20 protein-coding genes are annotated in these 25594 nt (G+C 58.3%); 19 read left to right on the forward strand and 1 reads right to left on the reverse strand.

Annotation, left to right across the window (positions count from 1 at the left end; translation table 11 throughout):
- Positions 1–41: 41 nt before the first annotated feature.
- The 12 genes from ABGT65_RS01385 to ABGT65_RS01440 all read left to right on the forward strand — a co-directional run bounded on the left by ABGT65_RS01385 (position 42) and on the right by ABGT65_RS01440 (position 15759).
- The gene (locus ABGT65_RS01385) at positions 42–935 is read left to right on the forward strand and encodes an endonuclease/exonuclease/phosphatase family protein (RefSeq protein ID WP_256128588.1); all 894 of its coding nucleotides are present in this window, start codon (positions 42–44) and stop codon (positions 933–935) included.
- A gap of 67 nt (positions 936–1002) precedes the next feature.
- Complete coding sequence (locus ABGT65_RS01390; RefSeq protein ID WP_346699427.1) at positions 1003–1599, forward strand: RNA polymerase sigma factor; 597 nt, start codon at positions 1003–1005, stop codon at positions 1597–1599.
- A 70-nt stretch (positions 1600–1669) separates the two neighbouring features.
- The gene (locus ABGT65_RS01395) at positions 1670–2869 is read left to right on the forward strand and encodes a FecR family protein (protein ID WP_217954942.1); all 1200 of its coding nucleotides are present in this window, start codon (positions 1670–1672) and stop codon (positions 2867–2869) included.
- A gap of 300 nt (positions 2870–3169) precedes the next feature.
- Positions 3170–4756, forward strand: a complete 1587-nt coding sequence (locus ABGT65_RS01400; RefSeq protein WP_346699428.1) for a TonB-dependent receptor plug domain-containing protein — start codon at positions 3170–3172, stop codon at positions 4754–4756.
- Complete coding sequence (locus ABGT65_RS01405) at positions 4639–6369, forward strand: SusC/RagA family TonB-linked outer membrane protein (RefSeq protein ID WP_346703037.1); 1731 nt, start codon at positions 4639–4641, stop codon at positions 6367–6369. The genes ABGT65_RS01400 and ABGT65_RS01405 overlap by 118 nt, the downstream gene beginning before the upstream one ends.
- Positions 6370–6385: 16 nt before the next feature.
- Positions 6386–7669 carry a RagB/SusD family nutrient uptake outer membrane protein gene (locus ABGT65_RS01410; RefSeq protein ID WP_346699429.1) on the forward strand — a complete coding sequence of 428 codons (1284 nt, stop codon included), beginning with the start codon at positions 6386–6388 and terminating at the stop codon, positions 7667–7669.
- 42 nt (positions 7670–7711) lie between these two features.
- The gene (locus ABGT65_RS01415; protein ID WP_346699430.1) at positions 7712–8671 is read left to right on the forward strand and encodes a phosphodiester glycosidase family protein; all 960 of its coding nucleotides are present in this window, start codon (positions 7712–7714) and stop codon (positions 8669–8671) included.
- Positions 8672–8682: 11 nt separating this feature from the next.
- Positions 8683–10461, forward strand: a complete 1779-nt coding sequence (locus ABGT65_RS01420) for a right-handed parallel beta-helix repeat-containing protein (RefSeq protein ID WP_346699431.1) — start codon at positions 8683–8685, stop codon at positions 10459–10461.
- Between the two features lie 106 nt (positions 10462–10567).
- Positions 10568–11689: an alkaline phosphatase gene (locus ABGT65_RS01425; protein ID WP_044054018.1), complete on the forward strand. Its 1122-nt coding sequence runs from the start codon at positions 10568–10570 to the stop codon at positions 11687–11689.
- A 2-nt stretch (positions 11690–11691) separates the two neighbouring features.
- A complete protein-coding gene (locus ABGT65_RS01430) occupies positions 11692–12612 on the forward strand; it encodes a phosphodiester glycosidase family protein (RefSeq protein WP_346699432.1) in 921 nt (306 codons plus the stop codon).
- A 13-nt stretch (positions 12613–12625) separates the two neighbouring features.
- The gene (locus ABGT65_RS01435) at positions 12626–14023 is read left to right on the forward strand and encodes an MFS transporter (RefSeq protein ID WP_346699433.1); all 1398 of its coding nucleotides are present in this window, start codon (positions 12626–12628) and stop codon (positions 14021–14023) included.
- A gap of 56 nt (positions 14024–14079) precedes the next feature.
- The gene (locus ABGT65_RS01440) at positions 14080–15759 is read left to right on the forward strand and encodes an alpha-amylase family glycosyl hydrolase (RefSeq protein WP_346699434.1); all 1680 of its coding nucleotides are present in this window, start codon (positions 14080–14082) and stop codon (positions 15757–15759) included.
- 1078 nt (positions 15760–16837) lie between these two features.
- Here the strand turns inward: ABGT65_RS01440 and ABGT65_RS01445 are convergent.
- Positions 16838–18271, reverse strand: a complete 1434-nt coding sequence (locus tag ABGT65_RS01445) for a DUF4301 family protein (RefSeq protein ID WP_346699435.1) — start codon at positions 18269–18271, stop codon at positions 16838–16840.
- A 57-nt stretch (positions 18272–18328) separates the two neighbouring features.
- Here ABGT65_RS01445 and murB point away from each other — a divergent pair, with 57 nt between their 5' ends.
- The 7 genes from murB (at position 18329) to coaD (ending at position 25587) form a co-directional block, all read left to right on the forward strand.
- A complete protein-coding gene (gene murB / locus ABGT65_RS01450; RefSeq protein WP_346699436.1) occupies positions 18329–19336 on the forward strand; it encodes a UDP-N-acetylmuramate dehydrogenase in 1008 nt (335 codons plus the stop codon).
- A gap of 8 nt (positions 19337–19344) precedes the next feature.
- Positions 19345–20688, forward strand: coding sequence for a tRNA lysidine(34) synthetase TilS (gene tilS / locus ABGT65_RS01455; protein ID WP_346699437.1), 1344 nt, complete (start codon positions 19345–19347; stop codon positions 20686–20688).
- A gap of 1 nt (position 20689) precedes the next feature.
- Positions 20690–21760, forward strand: a complete 1071-nt coding sequence (holA, locus tag ABGT65_RS01460) for a DNA polymerase III subunit delta (protein WP_346699438.1) — start codon at positions 20690–20692, stop codon at positions 21758–21760.
- Positions 21757–22545: an aminotransferase class IV gene (locus ABGT65_RS01465; RefSeq protein ID WP_346699439.1), complete on the forward strand. Its 789-nt coding sequence runs from the start codon at positions 21757–21759 to the stop codon at positions 22543–22545. Before holA ends, ABGT65_RS01465 begins: the two co-directional genes overlap by 4 nt.
- A gap of 767 nt (positions 22546–23312) precedes the next feature.
- On the forward strand, positions 23313–23927 hold the full coding sequence (locus tag ABGT65_RS01470) for a DUF6549 family protein (RefSeq protein WP_346699440.1): 615 nt from the start codon (positions 23313–23315) through the stop codon (positions 23925–23927).
- A gap of 91 nt (positions 23928–24018) precedes the next feature.
- Positions 24019–24867, forward strand: coding sequence for an endonuclease/exonuclease/phosphatase family protein (locus ABGT65_RS01475; protein WP_346699441.1), 849 nt, complete (start codon positions 24019–24021; stop codon positions 24865–24867).
- Between the two features lie 249 nt (positions 24868–25116).
- Complete coding sequence (coaD, locus tag ABGT65_RS01480; protein WP_346699442.1) at positions 25117–25587, forward strand: pantetheine-phosphate adenylyltransferase; 471 nt, start codon at positions 25117–25119, stop codon at positions 25585–25587.
- Positions 25588–25594 lie beyond the last annotated feature (7 nt).

Genomic DNA, 25594 nt, shown 5'->3' on the forward strand with positions numbered 1-25594 from the left:
ATGATTGTTCTTTATTACAGACAACCCAGACCACCGACCCCATGAAAACCATCCAAAAACTCACTGCGGCGATCCTCCTTACGGCATCGTGCGCAGGCATGTCCGTCTCCTGCGTCCCGCGGAGCGAAACGAAAAACTTGAAAATAATCTGTTACAACATCCTTTACGGGATGCGGAGGGATACGACCCAGGGAAAACGCCTGTTCGCGGAATGGGTTCGGCAACAGAATCCGGACATCCTGGCCCTGCAGGAAGTCAACGATTTCACGCAGTTCACGCTTGAAACGCTCGCCGCCGAATACGGCCACGACTACGCCGTCATCAGCAAGGATCCGAAACTCATTCCGGGTTCGGTCGGATCGAGGACTAAATTCCCGGTGTCGATCTCCTCCAAAACGCCTGTCGTTAACGTGGACAAGGTTCTGGATAATATGTGGCATGGCTTCATCAAATGCAAGGTCGAAGGATACAACGTTATCGTCCTGCACCTGAACCCTCACCTGTACGAAGCCCGCCGCCGGGAGATCCGAACCGTTCTCGAAACGGTAAAACAGAGCGGTCCGTTCGAGAAATGGATCATCATGGGCGACTTCAACACGGTTTCGCCCCTCGACAGCGCGGTCTATGCCGACGGCAAATACCTGCAACGGAAAAAGGAGCAGGAGAAAGTGCACACCCGCAACAACAACCTCCCGGACGGACAACTCGACTTCGCCGTCAGCCAGGCGATCCTCGACTTCGGGTTCGTGGACGCCGGGTGGGCGGACAGGGAGAACTACCGGAAAGACGGCTTCACACGCCGCATCGACTTTATCTACGTCTCCCCCGACCTCCGGGACCGGATCGTGAGCTGCCGGTATATCACCGACGACTTCACGGCCGCCTATTCCGACCACATCCCGGTGGAACTGGTTCTGAAGCACGATTCCGAATGATCCCTTTTCCATATCCGTAAAATTTTCGTATTTTTGGATAAATCCGACAACCCAATAGCGTGTCCCGATGTACCAGAAGGAGATAATCGTACAGGATTCTTTGTGGCAATCGTTCGTCAACGGAAGCCGGGAGGCCTATGCCCGGCTCTATGAACTCTATGTCCGGCCGATGTACCTCTACGGACTGCACTTCTGCGACGACAGGCAGATCATCGAGGATGCCATCCACGACATATTCGTCCGCATCTACGTCAACCGGGAACGGCTGCCGGAGCTGAAGAACGTGAAACTCTACCTGCTCATCTCGCTCAAAAACACCCTGCTCAACCATGCCAACAGCAAGAGTTTCCGGTTCCGGATGGACATCTCGACCTGCCGCCAGCTCCACGACCAGACGGATCTGGAAGAGACGATCGTCAGGAAGGAGGAGAACGACCGTTCCAAACAGCTCGTCGCCGAAATGGAGAAGAACCTCTCGGCGCGCCAGAAGCAGGCGGTCTATTACCGGTTCGTCGAGCAGTTGCACTACAACGAGATCGGTGCGATGATGGAGATCAACAGCCAGTCGGCCAAAAACCTGGTCCATTCGTCGATCAAAAAAATCCGCGAGATCTATCCCCACCTCTCCGGGGCTTTCCTGCTGCTGCTTTTCAACTCCCTGTAAACGTTCTCGCCGGCAAAAAGAGTACTTTTCCGGTTCCACTCTGTCCTTATACCAGAAGCAACGACAACGCATGAAAAGAGATTACACCCATATCAGCACGGAGGAACTGCTCCAAGACGATTTTTTCATCTCGTCCATCATCAATCCCACGGAGGAGACACAAATATTCTGGGAGTGCCGGCTGGCCGACGGGAATATCGACCCGGAGATTTTCTGCGAAGCCCGCAATATCCTGCTCTCCCTGAACAGGCCGCCTCACCGGGCCGACGTTCCCGAAGAACGTATCGAAAAATTGTGGAAACGCATCGAAGGTTCGGTGCACGGCCTGCGACCCGCACGGCGCCGCAGACCGGCAGCGAAGAGATGGATGTGGCCGGCCGCGCTGGTGGCATCGGCGGCATGTATCGCCGTCGCCATCGTACTGCGCCCCCTGACACCGGGCGGCGGAATGACGACCATAAACGGCACCGACATCCGCAGCCTGGCCCACACGGAGGATACGGACCACATCAAACTGGTCCTGGGCAATAAGGTGGTCGAGATGCCGGGGGACGAAGCGCACGTGGATTACAGCCAGGAGGGCCTGACAGTCAACGAACAGGAGATCGCCGAACAGGAGAGGGAGCAGGGAAAGCTCAACCTGCTGGCCGTGCCCTACGGCAAACGCTCGACGCTGATCCTCGCCGACAGCAGCCGGCTGTGGATAAATGCCGGAACGAAAGTGATCTACCCTGAAAAGTTCGCTGGCGACCGGAGGGAAATCTACGTCGACGGAGAGGTGTACGGAGAAATCGCCCATAACCCGGCATGGCCGTTCGTGATCAAGACCAAACGCGCCGGCATCGAGGTTCTGGGAACGACCCTCAACGTCAACGCCTATGAAAAGGAGGAGGAACTGTCGGTGGTGCTGGTTGGCGGAAAGGTTGCTGTGACCAACGCCAAAGGCCGCAAATCGGAACTCGCCCCGAACCAGATGTATTTCTCGTCCGGGGAACACGACTACATCACGGCGGTCGACGTGGAGGAGTACGTCTCCTGGAAGGACGGCAACTACAAGTTCCGCAACGAAAAGATCGCCACCATCGTCAAACGGCTCTCCAAATACTACAACATCAACATCGTGGCCGATCCCTCGACGTCGGGGCTCACCTGCTCCGGAGAACTCATCCTCAAAGACGAACTCATCCGCGTACTCGATGTAATCTGTAACACCGCCCAAATTCAGTACACGTGGGACAGCGAAAAACGCACCTATATGCTGCACCGATAACCGACCTAAGTCTAACCGAAAAACCTGAATTGCCTATGATAATACGATAAAGCCCCCCCCAAAAAAACAAGGCAGGCGATCCGCTAAAACCTCCTGCCCTGCGTCATTTGACATTACGGTAATAGGTAAACCATCAAATAACTTTACAAATATATGAAGAAAAAACCGGACTTTAAAACTTGGGCCGCAAAGATACTCCGGCCCCTTTTGCTGACGCTCCTATGCATTCCGGCATTTTCGTCGACTGCATCAGCCCAGAGCGAAAGAAAAGTATTTTCCGTTTCGGTCGAAAACAAGTCGATGTCGGAAACGCTCGACGAGATCAGCCGGATCAGCGGTTACTCGTTCTTTTACTACGACGGGCTGTTCAGTTCGGCCCGCAAAGTGACCCTCAAAACCACCAACCTCACCATCCGCCAGACCCTCGACAAACTCTTCGAAGGAAGCGAGAACACCTACGCCATCGACGGACAGCAGGTATTCATCCGCCGGGCCCCGGCAAAAAAGCAGCAGGCCCCCAAATCCGAGACCATAACCGGATGGGTGCTGGACAAGAACAACGCCCCCGTTTCGGGAGCCACCGTCATCGTCGCAGGCACGAACAAAGGCGTCACCAGCGGCATCCAGGGCGGATTCCAGCTGAGCGACATCACGCTTCCCGCGACGCTCAACATCTCGTTCCTCGGCTACGAACCCCGCACGGTGGTCGTCACGCCGCAGAACAAGGACCAGTTGACGGTCGTGCTCAACGAAGAGTCCAAACTGGTGGACGATATCGTGGTGGTCGGCTACGGAACCCAGCGCCGCGGTCTGGTATCGAGCGCCATCAGCAAGATGGTGGTCGACGAGAACAACCAGCGTCAGGTGGCCAGCCCCGGACAGCTGCTCCAAGGCCGTGTGGCCGGCGTTATTTCCACGACGGGATCGGGAAACCTCGGCTCGGGCGAACGTATGAGCATCCGGGGTATCTCCTCGATCAGCGCGGGCAACGAGCCCCTTTACGTTATCGACGGCATTCCGATCACCAACGAAGACGCCAATATCTTCAACTTCGGAGAGACCATGAGTTCCATGGCGACCATCGCCGTCTACGACATCGAGTCAATCGAAGTCCTCAAAGACGCGGCATCGGCCGCCATCTACGGATCGCGGGCCTCCAACGGCGTGGTGCTCATCACCACCAAGTCGGGCCGCGAGGGAAAAGCCACGCTTCGGCTCAACTTCCAAGCGGGCATCTCGCAATTCCCCAACCTCCGGAGGGTGAAGATGGCCAACTCAAAACAGTATATCGAAGCCTATAACGAAGGCGTCGACAACTACAACCGCCAGTACGGTTATCAAGTCGGGGACGCAGACTACCAAGTCCACATTCAGAACCCCTTCGGCACGATGCCCGACACCGACTGGATGAAGATCGGCACGCAGCTGGGCCGGAGCTACAACGTCGATGTCTCCGTGTCTGGAGGCAACGCCAAGACCACCTATTACGTGGGCGGAAGCTATAACGACCAGACCGGCGTCATCCGCACCAACGCCATGCGCAAGGCGAACCTCAAGGCCAAAGTGACGCAGAAATTCGCCAAATGGCTGGAGGTGGGCGCCAACGTTTCGGGCAATTATATGAAGAACGACCAGATTCCCGGCTCCAACATCGGCTCGTCGATCCTGGAACGCCTGATCCACCAGCGCCCTATCGACCATGTCTATACACCGGGGGGGGGTATTACACCGGCGGCACTCCCCAACTCACGTTCCACAACCCCGTGCAGATCCTCGACGAGCAGATCGCCTATATCGAGAATTACCGCATCTTGGGCAATTTCTTCGCCAAGTTCAACTTTTTCGACGACAAACTGCAAATTCAGGCCAACTACAACGCCGACCTGAGCTTCACCTACGACTATACCTACTATAACGAGAACCATCCCTACGGTACGGGCGTGGGACGTCTGGTGGAGGCTTACCGCCACGTGCCCAACACCACGTTCGAGGTCTACGCCAACTATAACGACAAGTTCGGCGACGTCGATTTCAGTGCCATGCTGGGCCACTCCTATCAGGATGTGACCCGCAAGCAGAATTACGTCGACGTGCGCGGATTCCCCTCGCCGTCGTTCAACATCGTCAATGCCGCTGCGGAATTCTACAACGTTACCGGAACGCTCAACGAATACGCGATGGAATCCTATTTCGGACGTATCACCGCAGGCTACAAAGACCGCTACATGCTCACCGCAACATTGCGCACGGACGGTTCGTCGAAATTCGCCCCCGAGAACCGCTGGGGCTGGTTCCCCTCCGTTTCGTTCGGATGGAACCTCGGCAACGAGCCCTTCATGGAGGACTCGGGCATCGACCTGAAATTCCGCGCCAGCTACGGACGCACCGGCAACCAGGAGGGCATCAGCCCCTGGGCCTATCACGCCAAGATGTCCGGCGGCAAGAACTACGGAGGACAAAGCGGTATCGCGGTGTCCGACTTCGGGAACCGGAATCTTCGCTGGGAAAAGGCCGACCAGTATGACGTCGGATTCGACCTGGCCTTCCTGAAAGGCAAGGTCAACATGATCTTCGACATCTACCAGAAAAACACATTCGACCTGCTTTACAACAAGCCGGTGGCCGCCCATACGGGAACGACTTCGACCCTCTCGAATATCGGATCGATCCGCAACCGGGGCGTAGAATTCACCCTCAACACCCACTTCAACTTCGGCAAGCACTTCTCTTGGCTCTCGCAGTTCAACATCTCACACAACAAGAACATCATCAAGTCGCTCACGGGCGAGGACATCATCGCCTCCAACCGCATCCTCCGTGCAGGCGAGGAGGTGGGTTCATGGTACGTGTTCGAGCAACTCGGCATCTACCAGTACGACGGAGAGGTTCCCGATCCGCAGTATGCCGACGGAATCCGGGCCGGCGACGTCAAATGGAGGGATGTCAACAACGACGGACAAATCACCGATGAAGATCGCGTAATCCAAGGCTCTTCGAACCCCAAGTTCTTCGGCGGATGGAACAATACATTCAAGTGGAAGGGTCTGCGCCTTGACGTCTTTTTCACTTACCAATACGGCAACAAGGTGCTGGCTGAATGGATGATCAACGCCGCACGTCTCAGTCACACGTCGAACGTACTGGCGTCTCAGGTCGAAAACCGGTGGACGGGCCCGGGCAGCACCAACGAATACCCGCGCGCCATCTTCAACCGGGCGACCCCCAACGTGCGCAACTCATCGCGTATCCTGCACGACGGCTCTTTCATTCGGCTCCGCAGCCTCGTCCTGGGATACGAATTCCCGGCGGCAATCACGTCGAAGCTCCGCATGAAAGGACTCCGCATCTACTTTCAGGGCGACAACCTGTTCCTCATCTCGAAATATCCCGGCTGGGATCCGGATGTCAGCAAGGATCTCAATCCGTTGTATTACGGCGTCGACCGGCTTACCGTACCCCAGCCGCGTATGTTCACTTTCGGTATCAACATAACCATCTAAACGGAGAGCGAAACCTATGAAAAAGATACTATTTCACTTCACACTCGTCGTCCTTGCAGCCGCAGGCTTTTCCTGCGCAGGCGACCTCGACAGATTTTCCCGCTATTCGATCCCGCCGGAAGCCGTCACCGAAGCCGACCTCCCGGCCATGCGCATGGGCGTTTACAGCAGTTTCCAGAGCGGCGGACCCGGGGTGCGTTCCTATATCATGTTCGACATCCTCGGCGGTAACATCCGTGGGAATTCGGGAACTTCGAAAGACCAGATAAATTCGATGCTCTCGTCGCTCAACAGCTACCAGAACACTTCGTGGGCAGGCTATTTCTACATCCTGTACCAGGTCAACAACCTCATCAAAGCCGCGGAAAAATACCCTGGGTCGTCGGAAGCCACGCTGGCACTCGGCGAATCCCACTATTTCAGAGCATACCTCTACTACTGCATGGTAACCCGCTGGGGCGACATGCCCATCCTCCGGGAGAATACGCAGGAGAACGTGCCGCGCGACCCTGCCGAGCAGGTATGGAATTTCATCGAGGAAGAGTTGGAGCTGGCACTGGACCTGCTCGGATCGAGCAAAAGCTATTATTACGTGTCACACGACGCAGCCGTCGCGCTCATGGCACGCGTGAAGCTGAGCCGAGGCAAGAAAACAGAGGCCGCCGAACTGGCCGAAAGCCTGATCGGCAAGTATAAACTCGACGATTTCGAAAAGATCTTCCGCAAGGCAGCCAACACGGAGATCATCTTCGCCTTCGAGAATCTCTCGGAGGAGTCGGGGCTCAACATCAGCGACCTGTTCTACACCTATGCTCATGAGAACAAAGGCCAGGGGGTCTACTATCCCACCAAAGACCTGCTGGCGGTCTTCTCGGACGAGGACAAGCGCAAGGAGATCACCTTCACCAGCGTAGCCGGACAGACCCTCTTCAACAAGTATCCCAGCGGACAGACGGGCAAGGACCCGGTAATCGTCTCGCGTGTCGCCGAGATGTACCTCATCAGCGCCGAAGCTCAGGGACGCCCCAACGGACTGGCGCGACTCAACGAGTTGCGCGAAGTCCGTGGACTGACGGCGATCAACCCCGCCCCGACCACGGACAAGGCGTTCATGGACGCCGTGATGGACGAGCGCCGCAGGGAACTGGTGACCGAGAATTTCCGCTATTACGATTTGGTTCGTACCGGCCGCGCCGTGGAGGAACTGGGCATCCAGTCTCATCAGGTACTATTCCCGATACCTGGCCAGCAACGCCTGCTCAACCCGCTGCTGGGACAAAATCCCGGATACGGGGACTGATTATGCAGCCGAAAACCAAGTCTTATTGTAAAAAAGACCGTTATGAAAACCAACAATAAAATATTCTTGAAAATCCGACTGTTGTTTTGCCTTTTTGCATTGTCCACAACTCTTTGGTCGTGCAACGATACTCCTGATTACAATGATGCGTACGACAATACAACCGCCACAACGGCTGTTGCCCAAAAACTCGTCGCGGGCACGGGGCTGATCGGCCATATGATCGATGACCGCACCTGGACCGTTACCGACGGTGTGGAAGCCACCGAAATTGCATACGTCTCGTACGAAGGTTACACGACAAAGATGTTCGTCGTCGAGGTGGACCTCTCTAATCCCGCCATTTCCATCGCGGCGTCGCTGCCCGACAACGGCACGACGTTCAAGATGCAGTCCATGACACGGCAGGCCCTTGCAGCCGATGCCGCCGGCAACAAGGTCTGGGCAGGTTTCAACGCTGACTTCTTCAATATGACGACTGGCGTACCCCGCGGTCCCGTACACCGGAACGGCGTCATGCTGAAAAACACCTTCGACAGCGGCGAACGCAGCGTGTTCTACATCACCCGGGACAAAAAAGCCGCCGTGGCGCACCGCGACGACTATCCTGCGGTCAATGCCAGCGGCGTGATCCAGGAGGCCGTGAGCGGCGGCGTGATGCTCATGACGGAGGGTGAACTCGTGACGCAAGAGGAGGAAGGTCTCGAACCGCGCACGGCGGTAGGCGTGTCGGAAGACGGAAAAACGGTTTGGTCCCTCGTCGTCGACGGCCGGAATTGGAGTTATTCCAACGGTATGCGCTATCAGGAACTGGGGCTCTGTTTCCAAAGCATCGGAGCGCACGATGCAATCAACCTCGATGGAGGAGGCTCCACGACATTCCTCGTCCGCACTACGCCGGAATTCACCGACGACCGTTTCAAGGTCTGCAACTGGCCCTGTGACAACGGCGGCCAGGAGCGGGCCGTAGGCGACGGGCTCCTGATTATTTCCAACCAATAAATCCGATGAAGATGAAAAACATAAGCACCTATTTCACCCGGACGGCATATGCACTTCTGCTCCTTGCCGTGTCAGCGGGATGCGAAGCCTTTCCGACCGACGACAGCGGATTCACCCCCGAAACGCCCGAACTCTCCATCCGGGCGAACGAGGTGGAGAACGTGCCGCGCGAAAAAACGACCCTCACCATCCCCGTTGAATCGAACCTACCGTGGCGTGCAGGCACGGATGCCAGTTGGATCTCGTTCGAAAAGGCCCGCGGAACAGGTGACGGAGACTGCATCATCTCCGTTGCACTCAACACCTCGCGCGACGAACGGACGGGGACCGTCCGGATCTGGATCACGGACGATGCGGTCAAAACCTTCCGCATCACCCAGGCGCCGACCGTCGCCGGAGAAAATCCCATGGACTATTACGTCAAGACGGACGGCGACGGTACGGCCGACGGACTGTCGTGGGCAAATGCTACCACACTCGAAAATGCCTTGAATATGGCGGTGTTTGGTGATAAGGTACACTTGGCTGCCGGGACATATACTCCCTACGCACCTGTAGCGGGCGGAAGCCTCGACAATGCGAGCGACAAAACGTTTGAACTGAACTCTAACATTACCCTCATCGGAGGCTATCCCTCCGATGCAACGGAAGGAGCCATATCCGCCCCCGCAGTCAATGAGACGATTTTCAGCGGTGAAACGGAAAACGGAACAGTATCTCATGTGGTCGTCGTAACTGCAGTTCCCGATCCCGATTTCCGATTGAAAATACAGGGGATTACGATCACTGGCGGAAAGGCACAGACCAACCGGAAAGTTACGATCAACGGAACTTCGGTAGATGCCCGATCTGGAGGCGGTATTGTAATCGTCGCTTCGGCCGTCGACTTCGTAAATTGTAAAATCAAAGACAATACAGCACAGAACAATGGCAATATCGTACTCCACAATGGATCGGATGTCAAATTCGAAAATTGTGTAATTTCGGACAATATCCACTCCGGCAATAACGGCGGCGCCGGTATTTACAACGACACTTCCACGCTGACTGTCGATAACTGTACGTTTGAAAATAACCGTACCTCCCATTTCGGCACAGCAATCTATGCTGTCAATACCAATGCAAAGTCGTACAATTATATCTACAATTCGACCTTTACGAAGAATGTGGCCGATCACAACACTCGTCAAGGAGGTGCAATCTATGGTCGCGAAAACTCCGAAACCGTGATCGTTAACTCCACGTTTATGGGTAATACGGGCGGCAAAGGCGGTGCCATCGCTGTATACGGCGCAAATGGCAAGACGACGAAGTTAGACATTGTTAACTGTACGATTACAGGTAATACGGCAAAGTCATACGGCGGGGGAATCAATATTTCCAACAGCTATTGCATCACGAGAATATACAATACGATCGTCTCAGGCAACAGCGATCCTAAAAACTCGGATCTTCAACTTGACGATGACGGCGGCCAAGCCGTGCTTTCCGCAGGACAGTCTTATGTCAACGGAAGTCAGATATATGACGTCAATAGCATTCTTTTGCAGGATATATCATTCGATGCGGAAACGATGCTTGGTCCGCTTTCCGATAACGGAGGCAAGACACAAACCGTTGCACTGAAGGGACCGGATAATCCGGCTCTTACCAACGGCATGGGAGTGCCAATGTTGAGAGCATTGCAGATTGAATATTCACAGTGGATATCGAAAGATGTAATCATTCTCGATCAACGCGGAGTAAGTCGTGACGGAAAGGCCGTGATTGGTGCCTGGGTCAACGAATAGGACATACCCAGAATTTGGAAACAGGCAATCTGCCGGAGCAAGAGGAAGCTGGGATATTCCGCCTCGTTTCGACAGATTGCCTTTATTATCAGTAATTCAAATAAAAATGAAACGATCCTTATTTTTGTTATGCGCTGTTGTCCCGGTCCTGCTGTCCGCAACGGCGTTCGCTGCGAAACCCGCGAAAAAACAGCAGGAGGCCGAAAAGGTCGAAAACATAATCCTGATGATCGGTGACGGAATGGGGCTGGCCCACGTCACGGCCCTGATGATCGAGAACGAATACCGCCCTATCCAAATGGAGCGGGCTCCGGTGACCGGATTCGTGAAGACCCATTCGGCCAACAATCGTGTAACCGACTCGGCCGCCGCGGGAACGGCGTTCTCCACAGGCCGGAAAACCAACAACTCCCGGCTCGGGCTCGACAGCGCGGGAAACCGCCTGCACACCATCCTCGAAAAAGCCGATGCCCGCGGTATGGCGACGGGTGTAGTGGTTACCTCCGGAGTCGTCCACGCCACCCCCGGGGCATTCTTCGGCCATTCGATGGACCGCCGCAAATACAAGCAGGTGGCCCTCGGCCTGCTCGACACCGACATCGACGTGCTGATCGGCAGCGGCCGTCAGTATTTGGAGGAGGGTGATCCGAGCATCATCGGGAAGCTCGAAAAGAGGGGCTGCCTCGTGGTCCGAAGCCTCGAAGAACTCGACGACGTTTCCGAAGGCCGGGCCATGGCACTCTATCCGGGCGACAACTACGGCATCCCCACCATCGCCGAAGGCCGTTCGCCGGAATACCTCCCGCAGGCCACGGCCAAGGCCCTCGAAATAGTGACGAACAACAGCCGCGGAAAAGGCTTTTTCCTGATGGTGGAGGGTTCGCTCATCGACAAGATGTGCCACGCCAACGACGCAGCGGGTATGCTCGCCGAAATACGGGATTTCGACAACGCCGTGGGTGTGGCCCTGGATTACGCCCAGGCACATCCCGGGACACTGGTAATCATCCTCGCCGACCATGAAACCGGCGGGCTCGCCATACCCTCGGGAAATGCTGATTTCCATCTGTCCGAAAGCGGCATCGGATATGTCTGGGGCAGCGTGAGCCACACCGCGTCGATGGTGCCGCTGTTCGCCTACGGGCCCTGCGCGACCCGTTTCGGAGGGGTATTGGAGAATGACGAAATAGGTCGAAGGATGCAAGAGGTCTTGGGATTGCAGCCATGAACATGAAAAAGACATTTTACATCCTCATACAGGCCGCCCTGCTCACCACAGGATGCTGCAATACGCCGGCGGACGATCCGTTGTCACGCACGTCCGACATGGCTGGATGGTCGATAGACGTCGTAGCCCCCGGCTGCGTGTGGTACAACTATACGGGATTCTACCTCCCGACGGGAGCCAACCAGACTATCAACGTCCTCGAAATAGACCTCTCGCACGGCGGATATTCGCTCTCGGTCGTACACAGCGAAGAGGCCGATTCGCTTTCGGCATTCGCCCTCCGCGCGGACGCCTTCGCCGGGATCAACGGCTCCTATTTCGAACCCGGCGTATCGTTCGTGAAGACGGACGGGAAGGTCCGGCGCGAAGTGACCGTGGACAAAACCCACACCCGTTACTGGAAGCACGAAGGGGCATTCTTCCTCGATCCTGCCACGGGAAAGGCCGACATAGACTATGGCGACAACGCCTCCTACCTCGCCAGCACTTATTCCACCGTACTCTCGGGCGCCCCGATGCTGATAGCCGATTACGAACCTGTAGGCGAAACGTTTGCGGCAAATCCGGACAGCCTCGACCTGCGCACGCTCGACTACGAAGATTACCGCCGCCATCAGGGTGTGCGCCATCCGCGGGTGGCGATCGCACTGACCGAAGACGGCCGGGCGCTACTCATCACCGTCGACGGACGCTGGTGGACGTCATCGGGAATGACCGCGCAGGAACTGACCCGGATGCTTGTCCGGCATTTCAATCCCCGCTGTGCATTGAACCTCGACGGAGGCGGCTCGACCACGATGCTGATCGGAAACCGGGGCGTACACGACACCCATGTCGTGAACTTCCCCGCGGACAACAAACGCTACGACCACTACGGCCAGCGCGCCGTCAACAACGTGGTATTGGTGAAAAGGAACGATTAACGCACGACATCCCATGTTCGACAAAATAAAAACCTTTTACGGAATCAGCAAACCGGTTCCGCCGTTGCAGTGCGGCCCGAAGGAACGGGACAGGCTCTACCGCAGGCTCCGCTTCCAGAGTTTTCTGGCCGGAACGGTCGGTTACAGTCTTTACTACGTCTGCCGCACCACGCTCAACGTGGTGAAGAAACCGATCATCGACAGCCATGCGCTGGATGCGCAGCAGTTGGGCATCATCAGCTCCGCGCTGCTCTTCGCCTATGCCGTCGGAAAGTTCGTGAACGGACTGCTGGCCGACCACAGCAACATCAAACGTTTCATGGCGACCGGACTGACGGTTTCATTCATCGCCAACCTCTGCGTGGGACTGCTGGGTCTGTTCTCCGGCGGAGGGACCCTCGCCACGACGACCCTGTTCGTCGTCTTCGCCGTCCTGTGGGGCATCAACGGCTGGAGCCAGTCGATGGGCGCCGCCCCGGCGATCATCGCGCTGTCGAGGTGGTATCCGCTCAAAAAGCGCGGCACCTATTATGGATTTTTCAGCGCCAGCCACAATCTGGGCGAAGCCATATCGTTCGTCTTCGTGGGACTCGTCGTGGGGTTCGCCGGATGGAAATGGGGATTCGTCGGGTCGGCCATTGCCGGAGCGATGGGCGTGGCGGTGATCCTGCTCTTCCTGCACGACACGCCCGAAAGCAAGGGACTGCCGCCGGTGGAGGTGCTCTCGGGCGAGGCCGGGGACGAAACGGAGGTGGAACGGGAATCGGTCGGCGCGGCCCAGAAAGCCGCGTTCGGAAACCCCTACATCTGGATACTCGCCCTGGCCAGCGCCTGCATGTATGTCAGCCGCTACGCCATAAATGGCTGGGGCGTCATCTTCCTCCAGGAGGTCAAAGGCTTCCCGCTGGCAACGGCGACCCAGGTCATCTCCGTCAACGCCTTTCTCGGCATCGCAGGGACGGTCTTTTCGGGATGGATGTCCGACAAATGGTTCAACGGGAGCCGTTACAGTATCGCCGTGACGTTCGGCGTGCTTTGTTCCGTGTCGCTCGGTCTGTTCCTGTACTCCGGCTCAGGCATGTTCATAAACATCCTTTCTATGGTCCTGTTCGGCATCGCCATCGGGGTCCTGATCTGTTTCGTGGGCGGTTTGATGGCCGTCGATCTGGTCCCGCGCCGGGCCAGCGGCGCAGCGCTCGGGATCATCGGGATCGCCAGCTATGTGGGTGCGGGGATTCAGGACATCATCAGCGGCGCCCTGCTCGACAAACACAAAACCGTCGTCGACGGCATCACGACACACGATTACAGCGTCGCATCGGTATTCTGGATCGCCGCATCGGTTCTGTCGTTCCTGCTGGTAGGGGTCGTCTGGCGCAAGGCGTCGAAAAACAACCGGCAGCCAAGCTGAATGAAAACGGCACGGCATACGTCACATAAATCGTAAATCAAACTATTTCCTCCGACATGAAAAAATCACTATTCCCATTTTTCGTCATCACCTTGCTCTGTGCTACGGCAGCATACGCCCAGCGCGGGCCCGAATGGCTCAAAAACGCCGTGATCTACCACATCTACCCCTCGAGTTTTCAAGATAGCGACGGCGACGGCATCGGCGACCTCGAAGGCATCCGCAGCCGGCTCGATTACGTGAAAGCCTGCGGGTTCAACACCATCTGGCTGAGTCCTGTTTTCGAAAGTCCGTTTGAAGACGGCGGTTACGATATCACCGACTACTACAAAGTAGACCCGCGTTTCGGAACCAACACGCAATTGGTCGAGTTGATTCGCGATGCACATGCGAAGGGAATCCGCATCTGCCTCGACCTCGTGGCCGGACATACGTCGGATAAACACCCGTGGTTCCGCCAGTCACGCAGCGCCGACACGAATCTGCAATACAGCGATTACTACATCTGGAGCGATTCGAAATCGAGCTTTCCGACCAAGAAGTTCGTGAAGAGCGATGCACCCCGCAACGGCAATTTCCTGAAAAACTATTTTGAAGTCCAACCCGCTCTCAACTACGGTTACGCCCATCCCGATCCCGACGAACCCTGGCAGCAGGGATATGACGATCCCGGGCCGAGAGCCGTACGGCAGGAGATCAAGAACATCATGGCCTTCTGGATGGACAAGGGCGTGGATGGATTCCGCTGCGACATGGCGATGAGCCTGGTGAAAAATGACGACCGGAACCACACGGCCACCGTCCGCCTGTGGCACGAAATGCGCGAATGGATCGACGCCCGCTATCCCGAGTGCATCCTCATATCGGAATGGAGCCAGCCCAGCGAAGCCATCCCTGCGGGTTTCCATGTCGACCTGATTATCCACAACGGCGCAGGTTCCGACATGTACAGTCCGCTGATTTGCAATACCAACGACAAAAATCAACCGACCGTTTGTTATTTCGATCGCGCAGGCAAAGGACAAATCCGCAGTTTCGTCGATCGTTATACGAAGGAGTGGCATGCCACACGCGAACAAGGTTATCTCTCGATGCCCACATGCAGCCACGACATCTGGCGCCTGAACCGCAATCAGCGCAATACACCTGAAGAACTGAAAGTCACGATGACCTTCTTCCTGCTCATGCCGTGGGTGCCGACCGTCTATTACGGCGAGGAAATCGGCATGCGCAACATAGAGGACGCTCCCATCAAGGAGGGAAGTTTCGCGAGACGCAATCGTAGCAGCTGTCGCACGCCGATGCAGTGGGATGCGACGCCTAACGCAGGATTTTCGACGGCCGACGCCGCGAATATCTTCCTGCCGGTCGATCCCGATCCGGCGCGGCCGACCGTAGCGGCACAGATCGACGATCCGCACTCGCTGCTCTCCTACACGCGCGGCCTGCTGGCCCTGCGCGCCGCGACCCCGGCTTTGGGGACTTCGGGCGACTGGCGCTATGTCAGTGACCCTAATCATCCCTATCCGATGGTTTATGCCCGCGAATCTGCAGGGGAGAAATATATCGTAGTGCTCAATCCTTCGGCACAACGTGCTACGGCACAATTCCCCGAAGAAGGCGCCGTCGCAGAAATCGTCTATGGCAGCGGAGTGCCGGCACGCTATACGGTTCGCAAAGATCTGGCATCCGTCAAGGCGGAACCGGTGTCCGCTACCGTGTTGCGCATGAAATGACTTGCCATTCTACGACATTGTTTCATTTTAACCATTCTCTTTGAACCGATATAAGAGTTTGAACAGCACACATGATCTTTCAACTGTATGTATATGTCAGACTCGTATGATGCAGTATTGGGAATGACATACAAGACTGCCAACGAGCCCCGGAGCAAATATCTCCGAGGCTCGTTGTATCCAAGTTTCAGAAGATCCAGGAACCTCCTGCGAATTTTCAAAATACGATTATATGAAATAAATCAATACTCAATATTGAAAACTCAAAAAATGAATAGAGATGTTACAGAATATCCGATCCTTTTGAAAAAATAGTTTTTATCCTTTTTCCGCGTTTTTCGCGGCCGTGTCCCTTGTCCCCTCAGAACACAAACAAGCTTATACGACATACAAATACCATGTCAACTATATTCAGTTTTGCTGCGCCCAGAAAATTTAAGCCGGCGAGTACACTTCATAGGCTGACCAAAAGAGAATTCGTCTGATAAGTATCCGTGCGAGATCTGTAAAAAGCCTTCGAAAATGGGATTGTTGCTTCGAACCGCCGTCACATTTCCAGAATTGGAAATAAAAAGGGTTTGGTTGAGAACCAGCCATCAGGACATAGATGCAGTAAAAATATCAAATCACCGAAATCTCAGGTTTATTTAGCAGAGCAATTTACTTCCACATACCTCATGAAAATAACTGTTTCGATGTAGGGACTCGAGGTTGGATGATGTCTCGACAGTTAACAACCTATTCTGGCAATGTTTGCAGAAATTCGCCTGGATATTCAACGTTATGATTAACAACCTCAATCACTATAAGGACTATTTTTCAATTCAAGGCAATGCATTTCAGAAACCATGAGACATAATAGCAAATTTGTAATTTGCCTATCCCGAAATTTTTTCATACCTTGCAATAGGTTATTTGAAATGCGGTATTTGAGCGCAAGACGCTGAAAACAAACCGTTGCTTTCTCGTTACCTACTCTCCTATACAAAAATGTAACGACTCGATAAATCAAGTCGTTACATCATTATAATCCCGAACCTCGACAGAACCGGGGCGTTTCGCCTCTGAATGCACGCGGCTACTGGTGTTGCGGGCGCAGCAGGTCCTGCACCACCTTCACCGGCGAGAAGGTCGTGATGGGCACATCCACGAAGATCGTGTTCCAGCGCGCCATCGCTCCGTTCCACAGACCCGGCAACTCCTGGGCCCGCAACTCGCGTCCGCCGCTCGACTTCGACGAGATGAAGCCCGTCGAGGGGTCGGTGTACTGCCGCAGGTCGAATTTCCCTCCCTTCGAGGTCTTTACCCCGCAGACCAGATCCACCGGATTGAAGTGCGTGGCCGATTTCATCAGCGGCATGTCGTCGGGGCCGATCTGGCTCGACTCGGCAATCTGCAGCGATTCCGTGCCGTCGGGGTTCCCGACCCAGAAGGGACCGCCGCCCGGCTCGCCCTCGTTGCGGACCATGCCGCAGACGCGGATCGGACGGTCGAGCACCGCACGCAGCAGTGCCGCATCGTAATCCGTCGGCAGTTTCACGCACAGCCGCTTCTCGATGAACTCCGCAATCGGGGCCAGCTCGCAGCCCTCGGTCTCCAGCGCCCGCAGGTACTCGAAGGCCTGTTCCTGGAGTTCGAGCAGCACGCCCGCCAGCACCTTCTTATAGCGGATCGTATCGCCGCGCTGCGCATCGGTCGTCACGTTGTCGATGTTCTTGATGAAGATCACGTCGGCGTCGATCTCGTTCAGGTTCTCGATCAGCGCACCGTGGCCCGCCGGGCGGAAGAGCAGCCGTCCGTCTTCCTGGCGGAAGGGCGTGTTGTCGGGGTTCACGGCAATGGTGTCCGTCGCGGGCTTCTGCACCGAGAACGAGATGTCGTAGCGGATGCCGAAGCGTTTTTCATAAACCGGGACCTTCTCGGCAAGCAGCGTCTTGAAGCCCTCCATGTGTTCGGGCGAGACGGTGAAGTGGATGCGTGCCACACCGTTCGACGAGGCGTAGGCGGCGCCCTCCACCAGGTGCTCCTCAACGGCCTTGCGGGCCCCTTCGGGATAGGCGTGGAACGTCACCAGCCCTTTGGGTTTATGGCCGTAGTTCAGCCCTTCGTTCACGATGGCGTCGACCGTCGCGCGGTCGTCGGCGTCCTCGGGAAGCACCGCTTTCAATTCGGGTGCGAAGGCGAACTTGTCGAGGTTCGACAGCAGCGTGTCGATGCCCTTGCCGCGCTTGCCCTCGTTGACGAACTCGAAGAGCTCCTTGAACATGCGCGTCGCGGCGCCCGACGCCGGGACGAACTTCACGATTCCGAGCCCCGCAGCCGCCTTTTCATAACGGGCGACGGCCGCATCGGCCTGCGCAGCATCGAGTATCACGATTCCGTCCGCAGGCGAGGCCGCCCGCACCACGTTCAGCCACGGAAACCCGCGGCGGAAATTTTCCAGTTGGGTTTCGACCCGGGCGGGTGTCAGCCCGTGGTCGGCAATTTGCTGTAAATCCTGTTCGGTAAACATATAGGTTATGGGTTTTATGCTATAAAGTTAGGCAAATTATTCGTAACTTTGCGCATCATGATCCGAGAATTTCACCAAATCAGCCTGCGCGACCGCAACAGTTTCGGCGTAGAGCAGCGGGCGGAGCGCCTCATCGAGTTCGAAAACGCCGATGACCTGCGCGAAATATTCTCCGCAGGAGTCCCCCCGCGCTGGATGGTCCTCTCCGGAGGCAACAACATCCTCTTTACGCAGGACTACGACGGTTTGCTCCTCACGCCCGTTGCGCGACAGATCACGACCCTCGAAGAGCGCGGCACGACACTCCGCGTGCGGGCCGAAGCCGGGGTCGAGTGGGACGACCTCGTGGAGTGGGCCGTCGAACGCGGCCTCTGGGGGCTGGAAAACCTCTCGCTCATCCCCGGGAAGGCCGGCGCCGCCCCCGTGCAGAATATCGGAGCCTACGGGGCCGAAGCCGCCGATACGATCCGCCGCGTGGAGATGTTCTGCGTCGAAACCGCGACGATGCTCACGCTCGACGCCGCACACTGCGGATTCGGATACCGCGAAAGCGTCTTCAAACACGCCCTCAAGGGGCGCGTCATCATCACCGCCGTAGAACTCGAACTCTCCCGCACGCCTCGGCCCCGGCTCGGGTACGGCGACGTCGAACGCGAGGTCGAGGCCCGCGGCGGCGCCACGCTGCGCAACATCCGCGAGGCGGTGTGCGCCATCCGCCGCTCGAAACTCCCCGACCCCGCCGTGCTGGGCAACGCCGGGAGTTTCTTCAAGAATCCCGTCGTGGAGGCCCCGGTGGCCGAGGCCCTGCTGGCCGAATACCCCGACATGCCCCACTACCCCGCCCCCGAGGGTCGCGTGAAACTGGCCGCGGGGTGGCTCATCGACCGCGCCGGGATGAAAGGACACCGCGAAGGGAATGTCGGCGTACACGACCGCCAGGCCCTGGTGCTGGTGAACCACGGCGGAGCTACGGGCGGCGAGGTCCTCGCCTTCGCCCGCAAGGTCCGGCAGCGCGTCCGCGACAGGTTCGGCATAGAAATCGACACCGAGGTCAACCTCTTATAAGCGAAACGATGACACTGATCGAAGCCTTTCAACGCTACATCGACGAAAACAACCTCGTGACGCACGACGACCGCATTCTGCTGACCGTTTCGGGCGGCGTGGACTCGATGGTCATGCTCTCGCTCTTCGTCCGCTGCGGGTACGCGGTGGGCGTTGCCCACTGCAACTTCCAGCTCCGGGGCGCCGAAAGCGACGAGGACGAAGTGCTCGTCGAGGAGGAGGCCGCACGCTACGGCGTGCCGTTCTACAACCGCCGCTTCGAGACCGCGGCCGAGATGGAGCGCACCGGCGAGTCGATGGAGATGGCCGCCCGGAGGCTGCGCTACGCCTGGTTCGACGAGTTGAGCCGCGCCGAGGGGTACACCGCCGTGGCTATCGCCCACCATGCCGACGACTCGATCGAGACCTTCTTCATCAACCTGCTGCGCGGAACCGGGCTGCGCGGCCTGACGGGCATCTCCACCCAGGTGGGGAAGATCATCCGGCCGCTGTTGTTCGCTTCGCGCCGCGAGATCCTCGAATACGCCGCCGCGAACCACATCCCCTACCGCGAGGATTCGTCGAACCGCTCGACCAAATACCTGCGCAACAAGATCCGCCTGGGGCTGATTCCGCGCATCCGCGAGATCAACCCCAAGTTCACGAGCCTGATGTGCCGCAACCTCGCGCGGCTGACCGACGCCCAGCTCTTCATCAACCACGGCATCGAGCGCATCCGCGACCTTGCGGTGACCTCCGCGGAGGGGATCGACACGATCCATCTCGACCGCATCGACCCGGCCTTCCCGCAGGAGTTCGTGATCTACGAGCTCCTCAGTTCGGCCTACGGATTCAAGGGCGACGTGATCGACGCCCTGTGCCGCGCCCTCGGGCAGGGAGCCTCCGGACGCCGCTTCTATGCCCGTGACCACGTGGCGGTGACCGACCGCGGAAGGATCCTCGTGGCGCCCATCGCCCCGGATGACGAATGCGTCGTGACCGTGGAGAAGGGCGCCCCGCGCAGCTACTGCGGAAATGCGGTCCTCTACTACGAATACTGCGACATCGACACGATCAAGAATTTCGGCGTCCCGGAGCAGATCGCCCAGGTCGATGCCGACCGCCTGCAGTTCCCGCTGACGCTGCGCCGCTGGAGGGAGGGCGACTGGTTCATCCCCTTCGGCATGACCGGCCGCAAGAAGGTCAGCGACTTCCTGATCGACGCCAAGGTCTCGCTGCCCGAAAAACAGCGGCAGTTCGTGCTGTTGTCGGGCGACGACATCGTCTGGCTCGTCGGCCGGAGGATCGACGACCGCTACCGCCTGACCTCCGGGACCGAAAACGTGTTGCGAATCACCAAAGAGATCGTCTGACATGGCCAAAGGCACGTTGAAATTCAAGGACTCGGTCGCCGAGTACGAACGGCTCACGGGCGAAATCGCTGCCCGCAGGTTCGCCGGCATCTACCTGCTCATGGGCGAGGAGGGGTACTTCATCGACGCTGTGGCCGAACAGCTCGCCGCGTCGATCCTCGACGAGGCCGCCCGGGCCTTCAACCAGATCACCGTCTACGGCCGCGACTCGGACGCCGGGCAGGTCGTGAACCTCTGCCGCCAGATGCCCATGATGGGCCGGTACCAGGTGGTCATCGTCAAGGAGGCCCAGCATCTCAGGAACCTCGACAAACTCTCGCTCTACACGCAGAAACCCTCCCCCACGACGATCCTCGTCATCTGCCACAAGGAGAAGAATGTCGACAAGCGTTCGGCCCTCTACAAGGGGTGTGCGGCCAACGGCGCGGTCCTCGAATCGGTGCGGCCGCGCGACTACGAGATCGCGGCGTGGTTGCAGCAGTTCATCCGCCGCCGCGGGCTGGAGATCGACCCCAAGGCGCTCGCGATGCTTACCGACCACCTCGGGACCGACATCTCGAAGATCGCCAACGAACTGCAGAAACTCACCGTCTCGCTGCCCGAAGGCACGCGGCGCATCACCGACCGCGACATCGAGGCCAATATCGGCATCTCGAAGGATTTCAACAACTTCGAGCTCTGCAAGGCGGTCGTCACGCGCGACATGGCGCGGGCCCTGATGATCGCCGACCACTTCGCCCGCAACCCGAAGGACAATCCGCTGCTGGTGACCGTCATGGCCCTGTTCAACCAGTTCCGGGACCTGTTCGTCGTGAACTACCTGCGCTGGCTCGCGCGGCGCCGGAACCAGCCCTTTCCGCCGGACCAGGAGCTGATGCGCATCCTGCGCAAGAGCAACACCTTCATCCTCGGGGAGATCAAGCAGAACGCCGCACTGTGGGACAACCGCAAGGTCTTTCAGGTGCTGGGGCTGCTGCGCGAATACGACGCCAAGAGCAAGGGAATGGGTTCGGGCGGCGCCTCGGACGGCGAGCTGCTGCGCGAGCTGCTGTTGAAAATCTTCCTGCTGTGACGGACCTCTACCTCTACCAGACGGTACATGTGGCCCGCGGCCGGGCCCTTCACGTCGCGGAGCACGCCGCGGTGCTCGACGCCGCGTCGCGCGAGTGGTTCGGACGCCCCTACACCCCCTCGCCCGGGGCGCTGCGCACCCGGATCGAACTCGTGGCCGAAACGGAGCACTATCCGACCGCCGTATCGGGATTCGTCCGCATCGAACTGCGGCCCGACGGCGAAGAGCGGCTCCTGCCCGCCGGCATATCGCTCTACGACGGCTATGCCTACCGGAGCGTGCAGCCCGCAGCCGTGACGGTACATTACGAAAATCCCTTCACCTCCGCTCCGACCTCGGTTCGGGAGGCTGCGGCGGCCTGGGCCCGCCGGGTCGCAGAACGGGCCGGAGCCGAGGTGGCCATACGCTGCGACGCCGCGGGGATTTTCCACGAGGCCGAGGATGCCCCGCTCTTCGCCATCGTGGGGCGCACGGTGCTGGCGGCACCGGGACCCGAAAGTGTCGAGCGGGCCATCACCCGGCGGGCCGTGCAGGCCGCCGGGCTGGAGTACCGCGAAGAGCCGTTCGGGATCGGAGAGCTCCGGGGGGCGCCCGCCGCAGGCGCGGCCCGCGGCGGGCTGTTCAACGGAACGGCGGATCATGAAGGTCTCTTTGCGGGGGTGGGAAACTGTCGGATCGACGAACTCTTCTTCACCGACCACCGGGGCATCACGTCGCTGTCGCACTGCAACGGATTGCCGTTGATGACCTTCCTGGCCGAGCGGATCGCCCAAGCGCCCCTTTAAGAAAGGGGTTCTGTGGGCGGAGGAACCTTTGAAGGGTTTCCGGTCCGGTTCTGCGCCTCGACGATCCTGGATTTCCGCTCAAGGCGGAAATGACCGGTCTAAGAGACCGGTTTAAGAAACCGGTTTTAGAGGCGGAGGGATGTTGAAAGGTTCGGAAGCAAATCACCGCTTCCGACTGTCGAAACGCGGAACCCTTTTTCATATTCATAAGGAGGATTGGGCGTTGGTGGCCCCGGCTTGATGAAAAAACCGAAAAGAAAGATGCGGACTAAAAATGCAAGCGCCGGGGACGGTTTGCTCGCAAACCCGCGAATAGTCGCCCGGCGCCAATGTTAGGCCGCGTCTTTCCGGTTTTTTCATCCGCCGGTCGGTTTTTGCGGCGCTTTTTGCCGACCCAAAAAGCGCCCGGCTAAGAGCCGGGCCCTATGGGCGGAGGAATGCCGAAAGGTTCGGATCCGGTTCCACGCCTCGACGATCCTGGAGTCCCGCTTTCGCGGGAATGACGGTGAGGATGTCATACCCCGCACACTCTCCGTCATTCCCCGTCAAGCGGGGAATGACCCCTTTAAGAAAGGGGTTTTGTGGGCTGCTGAGCCTTACAAGGTTTCCGAAGCCTTTACCCGCATACGACCGACTGTCGGGAGCGGTGACTTGCTCCCGCCAGTTCAAGGCGCCGGTTTTAGAGGGAAAGGAGCGTTTTTCCAAAAAAATAGAAACCGGATGCTTCCCGAACATCCTATCTTGCGGGTAAACCAATCCCGCAGACCATGAAAAAATACCTTATCCTCTACGCCGTGCTCGTCACGGCCGCACTTATCTTCGCCCTGCGCCACTACCGCGGCGAAAACCAACGTCTCACCCAGAATCAGGAGGCCCTGGCCGCAGACCTCACCCACTATCGCACCCGGGCCGGAGAAGAGGCCGCCTCGGCCCAGGTCCTGCGGCTGCGCTGCGCGGAGTTCGAACGCCTCCGGGCCGAAGATGCCGCGGAGATCCGCCGCCTCGGCATCCGCCTCCGCCGCCTCGAAGCCACGGCCCGGCTCGCTTCCACCACGCAAACCCGCTTCCAGGCCCCGCTGAAAGACACCATTGCCGTGCGCCGCGACACTTCCGGAATACTCGATCCGACCGGCAGCCCGCAGTTCGACACGCTGAAAACCTTCCGCTGGCACGACCCCTGGATCCGCATCGAAGGGAGCATCGCCCGGGACTCGGTCCGCTGCCGCGTGAGCAGCGTCGACACACTCCGGCAGGTCATCCACCGCATTCCCCGGCGCTTCCTCTTCATCCGCTGGGGAACCAAGGCCCTGCGGCAGGAGATCGTCTCCTCGAACCCCCATACCCGGATCGTCTACGCCGAATACATCCGGATCGAACGCTGAACGGCCCGGGTCCCCGCCGGAAAAGATTGCACATCCGGAAACTTATGCGTAATTTTGCCCGGAGAAAACCACAATCCATCCAACTGCTGCCATGACAACCGAATCTTCCAGGCTGCTCCGCGCGGGATTTCTGCTGACAGCCGCCCTGCTGTTCTCCGCAGCCACCGCCGCACCCCGCGGCAACGCCCCGAAAAAGCCACTCGCCCCGAAAGCCGAAGGGATCACCCGGCTGGTCACCTACAACGTCGGGGTCTTCAACAAATACATCGCGGACGACTATCCGCTCATCACGGCCATGATGCAGGAGATCGACGCCGATGCCGTCTGCATGAACGAACTCGACAGCTGTACCAACCGCACGGGCCGGGTCTTCCAGCTCGGACACATCGCCGAACTCCTCGGCGGCTGGGACGTCAACTACGGCGCCGCCATGACTTTCGACGGCGGCAAGTACGGCGTGGGAATCGTCAGCCGCGAGAAAGCCCTCCGGACCTTCTCCGTCGTACTGGAAAAGGGCGCCGGAGCCGAACCGCGCGCGCTCGTCGTCTCGGAGTTCGAGCGCTTCGTGCTCGCCACGGCGCACCTTGACCACGTCTCCGCCGAACAGCAGGCCATCCAGGCCGCCACGATCAACCGCATCATGCAGGAACGCTACGGAAAATCGACGAAGCCCGTCTTCCTCGGCGGCGACATGAACGCCACGCCCGACTCCGAGACGCTGCGGATACTGCGCCGCGCCTGGAAGGTACTGACACCCGCCGATCCCACCTATCCGTCCAACGATCCGCGCAGGTGCATCGACTACATCTTCCAACTCGACAACGGCGCCAGGTGCGGGATCGTGCAGGCCCGGGTCCTCGACCGCTTCGAGGCGGGCGACGTGAAGAAGGCGTCGGATCACCTGCCCGTGGTGCTGGACATCCGCCTCGACGGGGAGTAACCGGCGGCCGGAGGTCCCGGACTTCCGCTTCGGAAAAACGCCGCCCGGCCACGCCGGAAGGATGCCGTCGGCCACACGGAAGAGACACCCTCCTCCGTGCCGGAAGATGCAGCCCGCAGCACGGGAGAGTGCCCCGCCGAAAGATGCTACCCGCCCATGGGAGAGTCACAATACGCCGTACAGCCCCTCCGGACGAATAATCGCCGGAAAACGTGCGGGGTTTGCGTTTTTTTTCTACCTTTGCCGAATATGGAGCGCACTGCAATATTCCCGGGGTCGTTCGACCCCTTCACCCGCGGACACGCCGCCCTGGTCGAGGAGGCCCTGAACCTCTTCGACCGTGTGATAATCGGCATCGGCAACAACACGGCCAAATGCGGACTGCTGACCGTCGAAAACCGCAAACGGCTCATCGACGACATCTTCCGCGACGAGCCCCGGGTCGAGGCCCGGATCTACACCGGACTCACGGGCGAATTCGCCGAAGAGGTCGGAGCCTGCGCCATCATCCGCGGCGTGCGCAATACCACCGACTTCGAGTACGAACGCACCATGGAGGCCACCAACCACCGGATCTATCCCGCATTGACCACCGTGATGCTCTTCACCCCGGCCCCCGTGGCCGACATCTCCTCGTCGACGGTCCGCGAGGTGCTCTCCTTCGGGCGCAACGTCGAAGAGTTCCTGCCCCAAGGAATCGACATAAACCAATACCTCTAAACGAACG

The organism is uncultured Alistipes sp. (genome assembly GCF_963931675.1).
In the GTDB taxonomy this organism is placed as follows: domain Bacteria; phylum Bacteroidota; class Bacteroidia; order Bacteroidales; family Rikenellaceae; genus Alistipes.

Bases quoted from the DNA above. Each gene is read 5' to 3' on its own strand.
- ABGT65_RS01385 (WP_256128588.1), top strand. From the start codon at position 42: ATGAAAACCATCCAAAAACTCACTGCGGCGATCCTCCTTACGGCATCG.
- ABGT65_RS01390 (WP_346699427.1), top strand. From the start codon at position 1,003: ATGTACCAGAAGGAGATAATCGTACAGGATTCTTTGTGGCAATCGTTC.
- ABGT65_RS01395 (WP_217954942.1), top strand. From the start codon at position 1,670: ATGAAAAGAGATTACACCCATATCAGCACGGAGGAACTGCTCCAAGAC.
- ABGT65_RS01400 (WP_346699428.1), top strand. From the start codon at position 3,170: ATGTCGGAAACGCTCGACGAGATCAGCCGGATCAGCGGTTACTCGTTC.
- ABGT65_RS01410 (WP_346699429.1), top strand. From the start codon at position 6,386: ATGAAAAAGATACTATTTCACTTCACACTCGTCGTCCTTGCAGCCGCA.
- ABGT65_RS01415 (WP_346699430.1), top strand. From the start codon at position 7,712: ATGAAAACCAACAATAAAATATTCTTGAAAATCCGACTGTTGTTTTGC.
- ABGT65_RS01420 (WP_346699431.1), top strand. From the start codon at position 8,683: ATGAAAAACATAAGCACCTATTTCACCCGGACGGCATATGCACTTCTG.
- ABGT65_RS01425 (WP_044054018.1), top strand. From the start codon at position 10,568: ATGAAACGATCCTTATTTTTGTTATGCGCTGTTGTCCCGGTCCTGCTG.
- ABGT65_RS01430 (WP_346699432.1), top strand. From the start codon at position 11,692: ATGAAAAAGACATTTTACATCCTCATACAGGCCGCCCTGCTCACCACA.
- ABGT65_RS01435 (WP_346699433.1), top strand. From the start codon at position 12,626: ATGTTCGACAAAATAAAAACCTTTTACGGAATCAGCAAACCGGTTCCG.
- ABGT65_RS01440 (WP_346699434.1), top strand. From the start codon at position 14,080: ATGAAAAAATCACTATTCCCATTTTTCGTCATCACCTTGCTCTGTGCT.
- ABGT65_RS01445 (WP_346699435.1), bottom strand. From the start codon at position 18,271: ATGTTTACCGAACAGGATTTACAGCAAATTGCCGACCACGGGCTGACA.
- murB (WP_346699436.1), top strand. From the start codon at position 18,329: ATGATCCGAGAATTTCACCAAATCAGCCTGCGCGACCGCAACAGTTTC.
- tilS (WP_346699437.1), top strand. From the start codon at position 19,345: ATGACACTGATCGAAGCCTTTCAACGCTACATCGACGAAAACAACCTC.
- holA (WP_346699438.1), top strand. From the start codon at position 20,690: ATGGCCAAAGGCACGTTGAAATTCAAGGACTCGGTCGCCGAGTACGAA.
- ABGT65_RS01470 (WP_346699440.1), top strand. From the start codon at position 23,313: ATGAAAAAATACCTTATCCTCTACGCCGTGCTCGTCACGGCCGCACTT.
- ABGT65_RS01475 (WP_346699441.1), top strand. From the start codon at position 24,019: ATGACAACCGAATCTTCCAGGCTGCTCCGCGCGGGATTTCTGCTGACA.
- coaD (WP_346699442.1), top strand. From the start codon at position 25,117: ATGGAGCGCACTGCAATATTCCCGGGGTCGTTCGACCCCTTCACCCGC.